Annotated in this window: 13 protein-coding genes; 8 read left to right on the top strand and 5 right to left on the bottom strand. The window is 71.1% G+C overall.

Features of this window, described 5'->3' with window-relative positions; translation table 11 throughout:
- Nucleotides 1–336 precede the first annotated feature (336 nt).
- Nucleotides 337–810, top strand: a complete 474-nt coding sequence (locus E4F61_RS12765) for a hypothetical protein (protein WP_133480017.1) — start codon at nt 337–339, stop codon at nt 808–810.
- A complete protein-coding gene (locus tag E4F61_RS12760) occupies nt 720–1,562 on the top strand; it encodes a pseudouridine synthase (protein ID WP_425480156.1) in 843 nt (280 codons plus the stop codon). Before E4F61_RS12765 ends, E4F61_RS12760 begins: the two co-directional genes overlap by 91 nt.
- A gap of 50 nt (nt 1,563–1,612) precedes the next feature.
- Here the strand turns inward: E4F61_RS12760 and E4F61_RS12755 are convergent, their stop codons facing one another.
- The 4 genes from E4F61_RS12755 to tdh are packed head-to-tail and all read right to left on the bottom strand — an operon-like array spanning nt 1,613 to nt 4,523.
- Complete coding sequence (locus tag E4F61_RS12755; RefSeq protein WP_133480015.1) at nt 1,613–1,996, bottom strand: HNH endonuclease; 384 nt, start codon at nt 1,994–1,996, stop codon at nt 1,613–1,615.
- A gap of 21 nt (nt 1,997–2,017) precedes the next feature.
- Complete coding sequence (gene kbl, locus E4F61_RS12750) at nt 2,018–3,211, bottom strand: glycine C-acetyltransferase (protein ID WP_133480014.1); 1,194 nt, start codon at nt 3,209–3,211, stop codon at nt 2,018–2,020.
- A 27-nt stretch (nt 3,212–3,238) separates the two neighbouring features.
- Nucleotides 3,239–3,490, bottom strand: a complete 252-nt coding sequence (locus E4F61_RS12745; protein ID WP_133480013.1) for a hypothetical protein — start codon at nt 3,488–3,490, stop codon at nt 3,239–3,241.
- Nucleotides 3,491–3,500: 10 nt separating this feature from the next.
- Complete coding sequence (gene tdh, locus E4F61_RS12740) at nt 3,501–4,523, bottom strand: L-threonine 3-dehydrogenase (RefSeq protein WP_133480019.1); 1,023 nt, start codon at nt 4,521–4,523, stop codon at nt 3,501–3,503.
- 167 nt (nt 4,524–4,690) lie between these two features.
- On the opposite strand from tdh, the gene E4F61_RS12735 reads away from it, so the two are divergent.
- Nucleotides 4,691–6,838 carry a S46 family peptidase gene (locus E4F61_RS12735; RefSeq protein WP_238382932.1) on the top strand — a complete coding sequence of 716 codons (2,148 nt, stop codon included), beginning with the start codon at nt 4,691–4,693 and terminating at the stop codon, nt 6,836–6,838.
- 173 nt (nt 6,839–7,011) lie between these two features.
- Nucleotides 7,012–9,102 carry a S46 family peptidase gene (locus tag E4F61_RS12730; protein WP_202909007.1) on the top strand — a complete coding sequence of 697 codons (2,091 nt, stop codon included), beginning with the start codon at nt 7,012–7,014 and terminating at the stop codon, nt 9,100–9,102.
- A 114-nt stretch (nt 9,103–9,216) separates the two neighbouring features.
- Here E4F61_RS12730 and E4F61_RS12725 read toward each other — a convergent pair whose 3' ends face one another.
- On the bottom strand, nt 9,217–9,615 hold the full coding sequence (locus E4F61_RS12725) for a DUF3224 domain-containing protein (protein WP_133480011.1): 399 nt from the start codon (nt 9,613–9,615) through the stop codon (nt 9,217–9,219).
- A gap of 243 nt (nt 9,616–9,858) precedes the next feature.
- Here E4F61_RS12725 and serA point away from each other — a divergent pair, with 243 nt between their 5' ends.
- The 4 genes from serA to E4F61_RS12705 all read left to right on the top strand — a co-directional run.
- Nucleotides 9,859–11,439, top strand: coding sequence for a phosphoglycerate dehydrogenase (serA, locus tag E4F61_RS12720; protein WP_133480010.1), 1,581 nt, complete (start codon nt 9,859–9,861; stop codon nt 11,437–11,439).
- Between the two features lie 9 nt (nt 11,440–11,448).
- A complete protein-coding gene (locus tag E4F61_RS12715) occupies nt 11,449–12,090 on the top strand; it encodes a histidine phosphatase family protein (protein ID WP_133480009.1) in 642 nt (213 codons plus the stop codon).
- A 45-nt stretch (nt 12,091–12,135) separates the two neighbouring features.
- Nucleotides 12,136–13,416: a bifunctional tetrahydrofolate synthase/dihydrofolate synthase gene (folC, locus tag E4F61_RS12710; RefSeq protein WP_133480008.1), complete on the top strand. Its 1,281-nt coding sequence runs from the start codon at nt 12,136–12,138 to the stop codon at nt 13,414–13,416.
- Between the two features lie 87 nt (nt 13,417–13,503).
- Nucleotides 13,504–13,936 (top strand): SPOR domain-containing protein (locus E4F61_RS12705; RefSeq protein WP_202909006.1); only part of this gene is annotated, 433 nt, incomplete at its 3' end.

Below are 13,936 nucleotides of genomic sequence, written 5' to 3'. Positions count from 1 at the left end.
GAACACGCCGCAGACGCTGCCGGCGTGCAAGAACGAGCGCAACCGCCGCACCGAGCTGAACGTGCAGAACTCGTAATACCTGTTCGCACCGCTGTACCCGAAGCCCGGCCTTGCGCCGGGCTTCGTTTTTTTTCGACGTGCGACGGCTTTGTCACGTTGCCTCCGGCCGCCACCGCGCGCGGGCGGCGACCGCGCAGCGAGCCGATCCCCGGCCGAAACGCCGGTCGAGCGCTGCGAAGCTCATCTGCGACGGCGTGCGGAAAAGTCGCTACCGCCGCGCCCCTTTTCACCGCCTGCGACGTATGCTCTGGCGTCCCTTCCGCGCCGGAGACTGCCATGCGTTCCCTCGTCCTGCTTCCCCTGCTGCTCGTCGCCGGAAGCGCCTGGGCGCAGGATGCGTGCACCGCGCTGGCGCGCAGCTCGACCGCGCCGGTGACGCTGCCGGCGCTCGCCCCGGAACTCGCCGCGCCGGCCATGCAACTCGGTGCACCGAGCGGCGTGTTCGCCCAGGCGTTCGACCAGGCGCAGTCGGTCGATGCGGTGCTGCTGCGCCTTCGCATCGACAAGTGCCGGGCCTCCGCGATGTCGACGCAGCCGGGCCAGTTCACGCCCGGCATGGATCCGGCGTCCTACAAGCCGCAGACGCAGTTCGACAACACGCCCTGGCGCTTCGACATGAACCAGAACGGCAAGCGCATGACGGCCGACGAGTTCGACGCCTGGATGAAGGCGCGCGGCGTGCGGGTCGCGAAGGGCGCGCCGCCGGCGGCACCGGCCCCCGCGCCGGCAACCGACACGCAGGGCAAGTAACCGTCCGCGCCGTGCACGCGCCGGCCGGCCCCCGGCATGGGCTCGCGCGCGTGCTCTCAAAGCGCGGGCTGTGCTCGCGCACGCAGGCGGCGGCCTGGATCGCGGCGGGACGGGTGCGCGTCAATGGCCGCCTCGTGCGCGACCCCGAGTTTCCCGTACGTATGGACGTCGATCGCGTGGATGTCGACGGTGCCGCGGGCGACGCCTCCGCCCGACACTACCTCGCGCTAAACAAGCCCCGCGGGCTGGTCACCACCGCGCGGGACGAAAAGGGTCGCGACACCGTCTACCGGTGCTTCGACGGCGCGGGCCTGCCGTGGATCGCGCCGGTCGGCCGGCTCGACAAGGCGAGCGAAGGTCTCCTGCTGTTCTCGAACGACCCGGAGTGGGCGGCGGCGATCACGGATCCGGCCCGCGGCCCGCACAAGACCTACCACGTGCAGGTGGATCGCATTCCCGATCCGGCCGACCTGGCCGCGCTGATTGCGGGGACCTTGCGTGACGGCGAGCACCTCGCGGCGACGCGCGCGACGCTGCTGCGCCAGGGCGAGCGCAATGCATGGCTCGAGATCGTGCTGGACGAGGGCCGGAACCGGCACATCCGCCGCCTGCTGGAGGCCTACGGCATCGGCGTGCTGCGGCTGGTGCGCGTGGCGATCGGGCCGGTGACGCTGGACACGCTGGCCAAGGGCGCCTGGCGCTCCCTTTCGGCCGCGGAGATCGAGGCGCTCGCGCCGGTGACGCGCGGCTAGCGTCGGCGACCAGTCGGGAATCCGCGCGGCGCGGCACGACGGCCATCGCGTCAGGCTAGAGGCGGGCGCCAGCGCTGCAGGCGGCGATCGACCAGCGTCGACACGACCTCGAGTGCCCGGGCATCCGCCGGGCCGCGCGCGTCCGGCCCCTTGCCCTTGTCCTGGTTGCACCGTGCGCAGGCGACGCCGAGGTTGCGTGCATCGTCGGCGTCGCCGCCGACGCGGGCGGCGAGGGCTTCGGCGGCCCGCTTGCCGAACCAGGCGCGCGGAACGACGTGCTCGAGCGAGGCGCTGCCGCCGGGCGTGCCGTCCGACGCCACGTGCAGTCGCGTGCGGCAGTGCAGGCAGCGCGTTACCCAGCCCTGCGCGGTGCGTTCGGCGAGCGCGTCGCTCTCGATCGCGAGCAGGAAGAGGCGGCGCAGGGCAGGACGCACCGCCGCGTCCCCGCGTCCCGATCAGCCCTGCACGACGCCCAGCTCGCGACCGATGCGCGTGAATGCGTCGATCGCGCGGTCCAGGTGCTCGCGCGTATGCGCCGCCGAGATCTGCGTGCGGATGCGTGCCTGGCCCTTCGGCACGACCGGGAAGAAGAAGCCGATCGCGTAGATGCCTTCCTCGAGCAGGCGCTCGGCGAAGCGCTGCGCAAGCGGCGCGTCGTAGAGCATGACCGGGCTGATGGGGTGTACGCCCGGCTTGATATCGAAGCCGGCGGCCGTCATGCGCTCGCGGAAGTAGCGCGTGTTCTCCTGCAGCTGCGTGCGCAGGTCGCCGGCGGCGTCGAGCATCTCGAACGCCTTGATGCCGGCGGCGACGACATGCGGCGGCAGCGAGTTCGAGAACAGGTAGGGCCGCGAGCGCTGGCGCAGCAGCTCGATGACTTCGCGCTTCGCCGTGGTGAAACCGCCGAGCGCGCCGCCCATCGCCTTGCCCAGCGTGCCGGTGATGATGTCGATCTTCTCGAGCACGCCCTTGACCTCGGCCGAGCCGCGGCCGGTCGCGCCGAGAAAGCCGGTCGCGTGGCATTCGTCGATGTGCACCAGCGCGCCGTACTTCGCGGCGAGCGCGGTGATCTCGTCGAGCGGCGCGATGAAGCCGTCCATCGAGAACACGCCGTCGGTGGTGATCATGACGGTGCGCGCGCCGTCGGCCTTGGCCTGCTGCAGCTGCTTCTCCAGGTCCGCCATGTCGCAGTTGGCGTAGCGGTAGCGCTTGGCCTTGCACAGGCGCACGCCGTCGATGATCGAGGCGTGGTTGAGCGCGTCGGAGATGATCGCGTCGCTCTCGTCCAGCAGCGGCTCGAACAGGCCGCCGTTCGCATCGAAGCAGGCGGCGTAGAGGATGGTGTCCTCCTTGCCGAAGAAGTCCGCGATCGTCTTCTCCAGCTGCTTGTGCAGGTCCTGCGTGCCGCAGATGAAGCGCACGCTGGCCATGCCGAAGCCGTGCGTGTCCAGTGCCTTCTTCGCTTCCGCGATGATGTCCGGATGGTCGGCGAGGCCGAGGTAGTTGTTGGCGCAGAAGTTCAGCACCGTGCGGCCGTCGGCGAGCGTGATCTCGGCCGCCTGCGGCGACGTGATGATGCGCTCGGACTTGAACAGGCCGGCGTCGCGGATCTCGTCGAGGGTGGTTTCGTAGCGTTCGGTCAGTGACATGCGGGTTCCTGCCCTCGGGCGGTGGGATCAGTCGCTGCTGGAGCCGTCGCCGCTGTCGCACGTGTCGCTCGACGACGAATCGTCGGACATATCGCTGCAGCTATCGGGCTCGAACGGCCGATCGTTGTTTTCGTTGGTGTCGTACGGGTTGTCGTAGGCGTTCACGGGCACGTAGCCGTCGGAGACGGCACTCGGCGTCGACGCGCCCATGCCCGCCTTGCGAGCCAGGAACGCCCAGCCCGCGATCACGAAGACGAGGACGATGAGCACGAAACCCATCGTCGCGTCCTCAGTTCCAGCTCAGGACGATCTTGCCGCTCTTGCCGGCTTCCATCAGGTCGAAACCTTCCTGGAACCGGTCGACCGGCAGTTGATGCGTCAGCACCTTGCCGAGCGGGAAGCCGCTGAGCACCAGCTGCGTCATCTTGTACCAGGTCTCGTACATGCGGCGGCCGTAGATGCCGTGCAGCGTGAGGCCCTTGAAGATGATCTTGTCCCAGTCGGCGCCGGCGCCCTTGGGCATGATGCCCAGCATCGCGATCTTGCCGCCGTTGTACATGCAGTCGAGCATGTCGTTGAACGCGCGCGGGTTGCCGCTCATCTCGAGACCGACATCGAAGCCCTCCATGTGGAGGTCCTTCATGACGTCCTTGAGCGAGGTGTTCGACACGTTGACCACGCGCGTCGCGCCCATGTCGGCGGCGAGCTTGAGGCGGTAATCGTTGACGTCGGTGACGACCACGTTGCGCGCGCCGATGTGCTTGCAGATGCCCGCGGCGATGATGCCGATCGGGCCGGCGCCGGTGATCAGCACGTCCTCCCCGACCACGTCGAATTCCAGCGCGCAGTGCGCGGCGTTGCCGTACGGGTCGAAGAACGCGGCCAGCTCGCTCGGGATCTGGTCCGGGATCGGCCACAGGTTCGAGGCCGGCATCACGATGTATTCGGCGAACGCGCCGTTGCGGTTCACGCCGATGCCGACCGTGTTCGGGCACAGGTGCTGCTTGCCCGCGCGGCAGTTGCGGCAGTGGCCGCAGACGATGTGGCCCTCGGCCGAGACGCGCTGGCCGACGGTATAGCCGGTCACGCCGGTGCCCAGCTGCACGATGCGGCCGACGAACTCGTGGCCGATGACCAGGCCCGGCTTGATCGTGCGCTCGCTCCACTCGTCCCACAGGTAGATGTGCAGGTCGGTGCCGCAGATCGCCGTCTTCTCGAGCTTGATCAGCACCTCGTTCGGGCCGGGCACCGGCACCGGCACCTCCTCCATCCAGATGCCCTTGGCGGCTTCGCGCTTGACGAGGGCGCGCATGGTCTGCGCGGGCAGGGGGGCGGTGACGGTCTCGGACATGCGGAAGGCCTGCGATGCGCGGCGCGCGGTGGAGCGCGAATTATACGGACGCGCGCCTGAAGGCCCGGCCGGTTTGCGGCCGCCCGCGAAGTGCCGCTATGGTCGCTGGCCGCCCCAGGGGAAATGCCATGCGTCGCCGTCTGCTCGCCACCGCCCTCTCGCTCGCCATCGCGCCCGCCGCCGCCTCCGAGGGCATGTGGATGCCGTCACAGTTGCCCGACATCGCGCCGCAGCTGAAGGCCGCCGGCTTCGAGGGCGACCCCGCGGCGCTGGCCGACCTCACGCGGCCGCCGCTGAATGCGGTCGTGAAGGTGGGCGGTGCGACCGGCGCCTTCGTCTCCAAGGACGGGCTGGTGCTGACCAACCACCACGTCGCGTTCGGCGTGATCCAGTACAACAGCAAACCCGAGCGCGATCTCATCGCCAATGGCTACGTCGCGAAGACCCGCGCCGACGAGCTGCCGGCGAACCCCGACTACCGCGTGCTGGTGACCACGGGCTTCGACCGCATCACCGACCGCATCCTCGCCGGCGCCAAGGGCAAGAGCGGGCGTGCGTATTACGACGCGGTGGATGCCGCGACCAAGGCCGCGATCGCCGATTGCGAGCGCGAGCCCGGTCTGCGCTGCAGCGTCGCCAACATGTATTACGGCACCGACTTCTACCTGATCCGCCAGCTCGAGCTGCGCGACATCCGTCTCGTCTATGCGCCGCCGGAGTCGATCGGGAACTACGGCGACGAGGTCGACAACTTCATGTGGCCGCGCCATTCGGGCGACTTCACGGTGCTGCGCGCGTACGTCGGCCGCGACGGCAAGCCGGCCGACTTCAGCCCCGACAACGTGCCGTACAACCCGCCGGCGCACCTGCAGGTCTCCACCCGCAACGTCGGCGAGGGCGACTTCGCCATGCTCGCGGGCTATCCCGGCGTCACCTTCCGCCACCGCATGGCCAGCGAGTTCGTCCAGCAGATCGGCTGGCAGCTGCCGACACGCGTCGAGCTCAGCCAGTCGATGATCGACACGATCGACAAGGCCGCGAGCGCCCCGGCCACGCGCGTGCTGTACGCCTCGCAGGTGCAGGGCCTGAAGAACACCCTCAAGCGCGCGCAGGGCGAACTCGACGGCCTGCGCCGCAGTGATGCGGCGAAGGTGCGCGAAGCCGACGAGGCGCAGATGCTGGCATGGCTGTCGAAGCAGCCGTCGGCCAAGGCGACGCGCGCGGACATCACGGCGGTGCAGGCGATCCTCGACAAGGCGGCCGCCATGCGCGACCGCGACCAGCTGTTCGGCATGATCCGCAGCCAGACGCAGCTGCTGCGCGCCGCGCTCACCGTGCAACGCCTCGCGCACGAGCGCACCAAGCCCGACGCCGCGCGCGAGTCCGGCTATCAGCAGCGCGACGAAGCGCTGATCACCGGCCAGCTCAAGCAGGTGCAGCGACGCTTCGACCCTGCCGTCGAGAAGGCGTTGCTCACCGACCTGCTGACGCGCTACCAGGCGCTGCCCGCCGCGCAGCACGTACCCGAGCTCGACGCGGTGTTCGGCCGCGACGCGGACGCGCTGCGTGCGCGCCTCGATGCGATGTACGCCGGCACGAAGCTGGGCGACGAGGCGACGCGGCTCGCCGCGATGTCGCGCGACGAGGCGTCGCTCAAGGCCGATACCGATCCGCTGCTGCAGGCCGCGGCGGCGCTCATGCCGGCGGTGCTGAGGCTCGAGGACGAGTCGAAGGTGCGCGAGGGCGACCTGCTGCGCCTGCGGCCGTCGTACATGCGCGCGCTGATCGCCTACCGCCAGTCGCAGGGCCGGTCGGTGTATCCCGACGCGAACTCCACCCTGCGCGTGAGCTACGGCAACCTGCGCGGGATGGACCCGCGCGACGGCCTGCACTACGTGCCGGTCACGACGGTGGCGGGCATCGTCGAGAAGCACACCGGCGTCAAGCCGTTCGACGCTCCCAAGCCGCTTCGCGACGCCATCGCCAAGGGCGATTTCGGCACCACGGCGGATCCCGCGCTCAGGACGCAGCCCGTCAACATCCTCACCGACCTCGACACCACCGGCGGCAATTCGGGCTCGCCCGTGCTGGATGCGGAAGGCCGGCTGATCGCGCTCAACTTCGACAGCAACTGGGAGGCCGTCAGCGCGAGCTGGATGTACGACCCGCGCTACAAGCGCGCGATCCACGTCGACATGCGCTACATGCGCTGGCTGATGGCCAAGGTGTACCCGGCCCCGCAGCTGCTCGCCGAGATGGGCCTGCCGGCGGAATGAGCCCGCATCGCGCATGACCCCCTGAAATCCACCCGCCGGCGCGGCGAACGCGCCGGCTCGACCCACCGTCCCTCGCACCCGTCGCCGGAGTTTCCATGCGCCCACACCGCCTCGCCATCGCCACCTTCGCCGCGCTCGCGGCCGTCTCCACCGCTGCGGTGGCCGCCGAAGGCATGTGGGTACCCCAGCAGTTGCCCGACATCGCCGGGCCGCTGAAGAAGGCGGGCTTGAAGCTCAACGCGCGGCAGCTGGCGGACCTCACCGGTGACCCGATGGGTGCGGTGGTGTCGCTCGGCGGCTGCACGGCGAGCTTCGTCTCGCCGCAGGGGCTGGTCGTCACCAACCACCATTGCGCGTACGGCGCGATCCAGCTCAATTCGACGCCGCAGAAGAACCTGATCGAAACCGGCTTCAACGCGGCCACGCCGGTGGACGAGCTGTCGGCCGGGCCGAACGCACGCATCTATGCGCTGGAGTCGATCCAGGACGTCACCCGGCAGGTGCGCGACGCGCTCGCGGCGGCGCCCGACGCGCTCGGCCGCACGCATGCGCTGGACGCGCTGGAGAAGCAGCTCGTCGCCGCCTGCGAGGCGACGCCGGGCTATCGCTGCCGCCTCTACAGCTTCGCCGGCGGCAACACCTACCGCCTGTTCAAGAATCTCGAGATCAAGGACGTCCGCCTCGTCTACGCGCCGCCGCGCAGCGTGGGCAACTACGGCGGCGAGGTCGACAACTGGATGTGGCCGCGCCACACCGGCGACTTCTCGTTCTACCGCGCCTACGTCGGCAAGGACGGCCGGCCCGCCGCGTATTCGCCGGACAACGTCCCGTTCCAGCCGAAGCATTTCCTCAAGCTCGCCGACAAGCCGCTGGGCCAGGGCGACTTCGTGATGGTCGCGGGCTATCCGGGCAGCACCGCGCGTTACGCGCTGGCCAGCGAGTTCGACGCGACCTCGGGCTGGACGTATCCGGTCGTCGGCCGTCACTACAAGAACCTGGTGTCGATGGTCGAGGACGCCGGCCGCCGTAATCCGGACATCGCCGTGAAGTACGCCGCGACGGTGCGCAGCTGGCAGAACGCCATGAAGAACTACGACGGCCAGCTGGAAGGCTTCCGTCGCATCGATGCCGCGGGCCGCAAGCAGAAGGAGGAGCAGGCGGTACTGGCCTGGCTGCGCTCGCAGGGCGCACGCGGGCAGGCCGGTCTGGCGGCGCACGAGCGCCTCGAGCAGCTCGGCGACGAGGCGCGCGCGCATCGCGAGCGCGACCTCGTCTTCGGCCAGCTGCGCAGCACGGGCGTCCTCGGCGCGGCGACGCAGGTGTACCGGGCGTCGATCGAGCGCGCGAAGCCCGATGCCGCCCGCGAGGCCGGCTACCAGCAGCGCGACCTGCCGTCGCTCGAGGGCGCATTGCGCCAGATGGAACGCCGTTACCAGCCGCAGATGGATCGCGAGCTCATCGGTTACTGGCTGCGCGAGTACGCGAAGCTGCCCGCGAGCGAGCGCATCGCGTCGCTGGACGCCTGGCTGGGCGGCACCGACGCGAAGTCGATCGATCGCGCGCTCGATCGCCTGTCGAAGTCGAAGCTCGGCGATACGCAGGCGCGCCTCGCGCTGCTCGGCGCCGATCGCGCGACGCTGGAAAAGTCGAAGGACCCAGCGCTGCAGTTCGCGGTCGCCGTGATGCCGGATGTGCTGCGTCTGGAAGAGGAGGTGCGCACGCGCGCAGGCGATTCGCTGGTCGCACGCCCCGTGTTCCTGCAGGCGCTGGCGGACTACCGCAAGGCGCATGGCCAGGCCGTGTATCCGGACGCGAACTCCTCGTTGCGCATCACCTTCGGCAACGTGATGGGGTACACGAAGGCGGACGGATCGAAGCAGCCGTCGTTCACCACGCTGGAGCAGGTCGCGCAGAAGGCCACCGGCAAGGAACCGTTCGACGCGCCGAAGGCGCAGCTCGACGCGATCGCCGCGAAGAACTACGGCGGTCTCGCCGACAAGCGGCTCGGCACGGTGCCGGTGAACTTCCTGTCCGACCTCGACATCACGGGCGGCAACTCGGGTTCGCCGGTGCTCGATGCGCAGGGCAAACTCGTGGGCCTCGCGTTCGACGGCAACTGGGAGTCGGTGAGCAGTAACTGGGTCTTCGACCCGGCGATGACGCGCATGATTTCGGTCGACCAGCGCTACATGCGCTGGATCATGCAGGAGGTCTACCCGGCGCCGCAGTTGCTGCAGGAGCTCGGCGTTCCCGAGCGGAACTGACACGCGCGACGCGAACGGGGCCGGCGGAGACGCCGGCCTCTTTCGTTCGGGTACCGCGGCGGCGATCGGCCGCCCGACGACGGTCGCGGACGCGGTGCGCGGAGGGCTGCAGGTTCAGCCCGGCGGCAGCGTGTAGTCGAAGGTGTAGTAGTGCGCGCCGTCGGTGATGTCGATGCGCATCGAACCGCGCAGGCCCTCGAGCTCGCCATCGGCGGAGTCGGGCACCACCTCGAGCCTGAGCGACGGCGAGCCGCGGTCCATGACGCCGAAATGCATCATCGCGAAGCGTCCGCCGCGACCCTCCAGGCGTGCATCGAGGCGCTCGACGGCGACGTAGCCGGCCGAGCCCTCGACCGGCGTGCCGATCGCGAGCATGTGCACGACGCTGGTCGCGCTGAGCGGCCCGTCGAACGACTTGTCGAAGCGCAGGTGCAGGGCCTGGGCGCCGTCGCCGAGATCAAGCGCGCCCTGCGGCATGCGTTTGACCTCGAAGCGGCCGTGGGCGATGGGCATGGCGGGTTTCCTCGTTAACGGGCACCCCCATCATCGCGCGTCCGCCGGTCGACGGGCGCTTGTCCGCACGCGGTCATCTGCTAGGCTCGGTCCCGTCGCGGATTCCCATGCCAGCCGGCCCCGTCTCCCGACCGCAGCACCGCATGCCGCCGCGCATGCACGCATCGCCGTTCGACCGCAGTTCCGTCGTTCCCGACGGCCGGCTGGCAAGGCATCCGCGCATCCCCCACCAGGAGCGCGACGATGAAAGTGCTGGCATGCGATGGCATCCACGAAGACGGCCTCGACCTGTTCCGCCATGCGGGCTGGGACGTCGAGGTCGCCCCGGAACCGATCAAGGACCACGCCGCGCTGGCGCAGGCGCTGGCGGACGTCGACGCCGTGCTCGTGCGCTCGGCGACCAAAGTGCCCGCCGAGGCGCTCGCGCAGGCCTCGAAGCTCAAGGTGATCGGCCGCGCCGGCGCGGGCGTCGACACCATCGACGTCGACGCGGCGACCGCGCGCGGCGTCGCCGTGATGAATGCGCCGGACGGCAACACGCTGGCCGCCGCCGAGCATGCGATCGCGCTGCTGTTCGCGCTGGCCCGTCACGTGCCGCGCGCGGACGCGGGCATGAAGGCCGGGCAGTGGCCCAAGGCCGGCCTGACCGGTTTCGAACTCGAGGGCAAGCGGCTGGGCGTGATCGGCCTGGGCCGCATCGGCAGCACGGTGGCGCGCAAGGCGCGCGGCATCGGCATGGACGTCGCCGCCTACGATCCCTTTCTGCCGGCCGCCGCCGCGGGGCGCGGCAGCGTGCCGCTGATGCCGCTCGACGAGCTGCTCGCCTGGGCCGACATCGTGACGCTGCACATCCCGCGCACGAAAGAGACGACGAACCTGCTGTCGGAGGCGCGCATGCGCGCGATGAAGCCCGGCGCGATGCTCATCAACGCGGCGCGCGGCGGGCTGGTCGACGAGGCCGCGCTGCTGCGGCTGCTCGACGAGGGCCACCTCGCCGGCGCGGCGCTCGACACGTTCGTGACGGAACCGCTCGCCGCCGATTCGCCGCTGCGCACGCAGCCCAACCTCGTGCTGACGCCGCACCTGGGCGCGTCGACGAGCGAAGCGCAGCAGGCGGTGAGCACCATCCTCGCGCGCCAGATCATCGATTTCGTCGCCACCGGCGCCGTCGCCGGCTGCGTGAACCTGCCGCCGCTCACCCCCGAAGCCGCGCGCGAGGTGGGGCCGTGGATGCCGCTGATGACCGCGCTGGGGCGCGTGGCCTCGCGCCTGGTGCCGGCGCCGACGCGCCTGCAGATCCGCTACGCAGGCCGCACCGAAGGCCTCGATACTCGGCCGCTCACGCGCCTGCTGGTGTCGTCGCTGCTGGGCGCGGCCTCGGGCCGCGTCACGCCGGTGAACGCGCTGCACGAGGCCGCCGCGCGCGGGCTCGAAGTCTCCGAGACGGTGGGCGGCGAGGGCGACGGCTACGACCGCCTCGTGCGCCTCACGATCGAAGGCGACAACGCGAACGGTCGCGACGTGCGACGCACGATCGATGCCACGCTGCACCGTGCGCCGCGCGTGGTCGCGCTGGACGGCGTCGAAATCGAGTTCGACCCGCTCGCGCACGTGCTGCTGATGCGCAACGAGGACCGGCCGGGCATGGTCGGCACGGTGGGCTCGCAGCTGGGCGCGGCCGGCATCAACATCATCAACTTCGCGCTGGGCGCGGCCGGCGACGGCTTCGCGCGCGCCGCCATCACCATCGACCGCGAGATCGACGAGGCGCAGCTCGAGCTGCTGCGCGGCACGCCCGGCGTGCTGTCGATCCAGCAGATCTGAGGAGCGCGCATGAAGATCATCCTCGCCCGCCATGGCGAAACCCCGTGGAACGCCGAAGGCCGCTACCAGGGGCAGGAGGACATCGCGCTGTCGCCGGTCGGCGAGGCGCAGGCCGCCGCGCTCGCCACGCGGCTGCGCGACGTGCCGATCACTCGCGCCGTCGCGTCGCCGCTCGCGCGTGCGCGGCGCACGGCCGAGATCGCGCTCGGCGAGCGTGCGCCGATGCTCGGCACCGACGCGGGCCTCATGGAGATCGCGCACGGCGAGTGGGAAGGCCTGCTGGCCGCGGAGATCCGCGAGCGCGACGCCGCGCGGCTTCGGGCCTGGCGCGACGCGCCGCACGAGGTGCTGATGCCGGGCGGCGAGTCGCTGCAGCACGTGCTCGATCGCGCCTGGCCGGCCCTCGCGCGCGCCTGCGAAGGCCTCGGCGATGGCGACACGCTGTTCGTCGTCGCGCACGATGCGGTGAACCGCGTGCTGCTGTGTCGCGTCCTGGGCCTGCCGCTGGCGCACCTGTGGCGCTTCCGGCAGGCACCGACCACGATCAATCTGCTCGAAGGTCCGTCGGTCGATCGCCTCGACGTCGTGCGGCTGAACGACTGCAGCCACCACACCGCGCTGTTCGGCGAGGCGGTGCATCGCGCGCTCTAGGGTTTCCGGACGCGGTCGCGCGGGCCCGCGTCCTACAATCCGCGCATGCCGCACGACCTCGACACCTGGCTGGCCCGCCTCGAAGCCCGCCATCCCCGCGCCATCGACCTCGGCCTCGACCGCATCCGCGAGGTGCACGCGCGCCTCGGCCTGACGCGGCCCGCGCCGGTCGTGATCACCGTCGGCGGTACCAACGGCAAGGGCTCGACCGTCGCGTTCATTGAGGCGATCGCGCGTGCGCAGGGCCTGCGGGTCGGCACCTACACCTCGCCGCACCTGCAGCGCTACAACGAACGCATCCGCATCGAGGGGCAGGACGCGCGCGACGCCGCGATCGTCGAGGCGTTCGAGGCGATCGAGGCCGCGCGCGGCGACACCGGCCTGACCTACTTCGAGGTCGGCACGCTCGCCGCGCTGTGGCTGTTCGAGCGCGCGCAGCTCGACCTCGCGATCCTCGAAGTCGGGCTCGGCGGCCGCCTGGATGCGACCAACATCGTCGACGCGGACGTCGCCGCGATCACCACCGTCGACCTCGACCACACCGACTGGCTCGGCGACGACGTCGAGTCGATCGGCTTCGAGAAGGCCGGCATCGCGCGGTCGTGGAAACCGCTGGTGCTGGGCGACGACGATCCGCCGTCGAGCGTGCTGCGCCATGCGTATGCGATCGGCGCGAACACGCTGCGCATCGGCTGCGATTTCTTCGTCGACCGCGATGTCGACGACGGCTGGCGCTGGCGCGAGGTCGGCTTCGACATCGAGCTGGCGATGCCCGCGCTCGCTGCGCCGTCGCAGCTGCGCAACGCGGCGGTGGCGATCGCGGCGTTGCGCGCGAGTCCGCTGGCGATCGACGACGCCGCGCTGCGCGCTGGCGTGGCCCGCGCGCGGATCGCGGCGCGGCTGCAGCGCATCGAGCGCGACGGCGTGGAGTACGTGGTCGACGTCGCCCACAACCCGCAGGCCGCGCGTGAGCTGGCGGCGTGGCTGTCCCGGACGCCGGCCGTCGGCCGCACACATGCGGTGTTCGCGGCGCTCGGCGACAAGGACGTGGCGGGTGTCGCGGCGGCGCTGGCCGATCGGGTGGACGCCTGGCACGTCGCCGGGCTGCCCGGGCACGGCCCGCGTGTTCTGGAGGTCGAGCCGTTCGCGGCGCGCCTGGCGGGGACCGCGGCGCGGGAGGCGCGTCACTGGCGCGATGTCCCGGCGGCGCTTGCGGGGCTCGCCCGAAGCGCGGCGCCCGGCGACCGCGTCCTGGTGTTCGGCTCGTTCCACACCGCGGCCGAGGCGCTCGAGGCGCTCGGCGCGTCGACGGCCACCGAGGGCTGAACGCGATCGCCCGCCGCCGGGCAGGCGAGGGGCGGCGGGTATAATTCGCCTCGACAAGGCGGGCCACCCCCGCCGCAAGCGGACGCGATGGAACCTGCCCTGAAACAGCGGCTGCTCGGCGCGGCGGTGCTCGTCGCCCTGGCAGTGGTCTTCCTGCCCCTTCTGGTCATGGACCCGGCGCCGGACAGCGGTGCCTCCAGCGTTCCGCTGCGGGTTCCGGCCGCGCCCGACGCCGCGGGCGATACCCGCACGCTCGACCTTCCGCTCGCCGCGCCGGCCGCCACCGGCGCGGCGGTGCTGCCCACGCCTGCACCGGCGACCCCGGCCGCGGATGCGCCGGTCGAGGCCGCCGCACCGGGCGCGGCGGCCACCGCGGCTGGCGACTACGCGGTCAACTTCGGCAGCTATGCGACGTCCGCCGACGCCGCGCGCGTGATCGCCGCGCTGGCCGCCGCGCGCCTGCCGGCCTACCAGGAGCCTGTGACGCTGGGCGCACGCACCGTGCATCGCGTGCGCATCG

Source organism: Cognatilysobacter segetis, assembly GCF_004359965.1.
Lineage (GTDB): Bacteria > Pseudomonadota > Gammaproteobacteria > Xanthomonadales > Xanthomonadaceae > Cognatilysobacter > Cognatilysobacter segetis.
This window is presented reverse-complemented; position numbering and strand designations above follow the sequence as displayed.

Bases quoted from the DNA above. Each gene is read 5' to 3' on its own strand.
- E4F61_RS12735 (WP_238382932.1), top strand. From the start codon at position 4,691: ATGCGTCGCCGTCTGCTCGCCACCGCCCTCTCGCTCGCCATCGCGCCC.
- folC (WP_133480008.1), top strand. From the start codon at position 12,136: ATGCCGCACGACCTCGACACCTGGCTGGCCCGCCTCGAAGCCCGCCAT.
- tdh (WP_133480019.1), bottom strand. From the start codon at position 4,523: ATGCGCGCCCTCGTCAAGCGCGAAGCCGCCAAGGGCATCTGGATGGAG.
- kbl (WP_133480014.1), bottom strand. From the start codon at position 3,211: ATGTCACTGACCGAACGCTACGAAACCACCCTCGACGAGATCCGCGAC.
- E4F61_RS12730 (WP_202909007.1), top strand. From the start codon at position 7,012: ATGTGGGTACCCCAGCAGTTGCCCGACATCGCCGGGCCGCTGAAGAAG.
- E4F61_RS12745 (WP_133480013.1), bottom strand. From the start codon at position 3,490: ATGGGTTTCGTGCTCATCGTCCTCGTCTTCGTGATCGCGGGCTGGGCG.
- E4F61_RS12725 (WP_133480011.1), bottom strand. From the start codon at position 9,615: ATGCCCATCGCCCACGGCCGCTTCGAGGTCAAACGCATGCCGCAGGGC.
- serA (WP_133480010.1), top strand. From the start codon at position 9,859: ATGAAAGTGCTGGCATGCGATGGCATCCACGAAGACGGCCTCGACCTG.
- E4F61_RS12765 (WP_133480017.1), top strand. From the start codon at position 337: ATGCGTTCCCTCGTCCTGCTTCCCCTGCTGCTCGTCGCCGGAAGCGCC.
- E4F61_RS12715 (WP_133480009.1), top strand. From the start codon at position 11,449: ATGAAGATCATCCTCGCCCGCCATGGCGAAACCCCGTGGAACGCCGAA.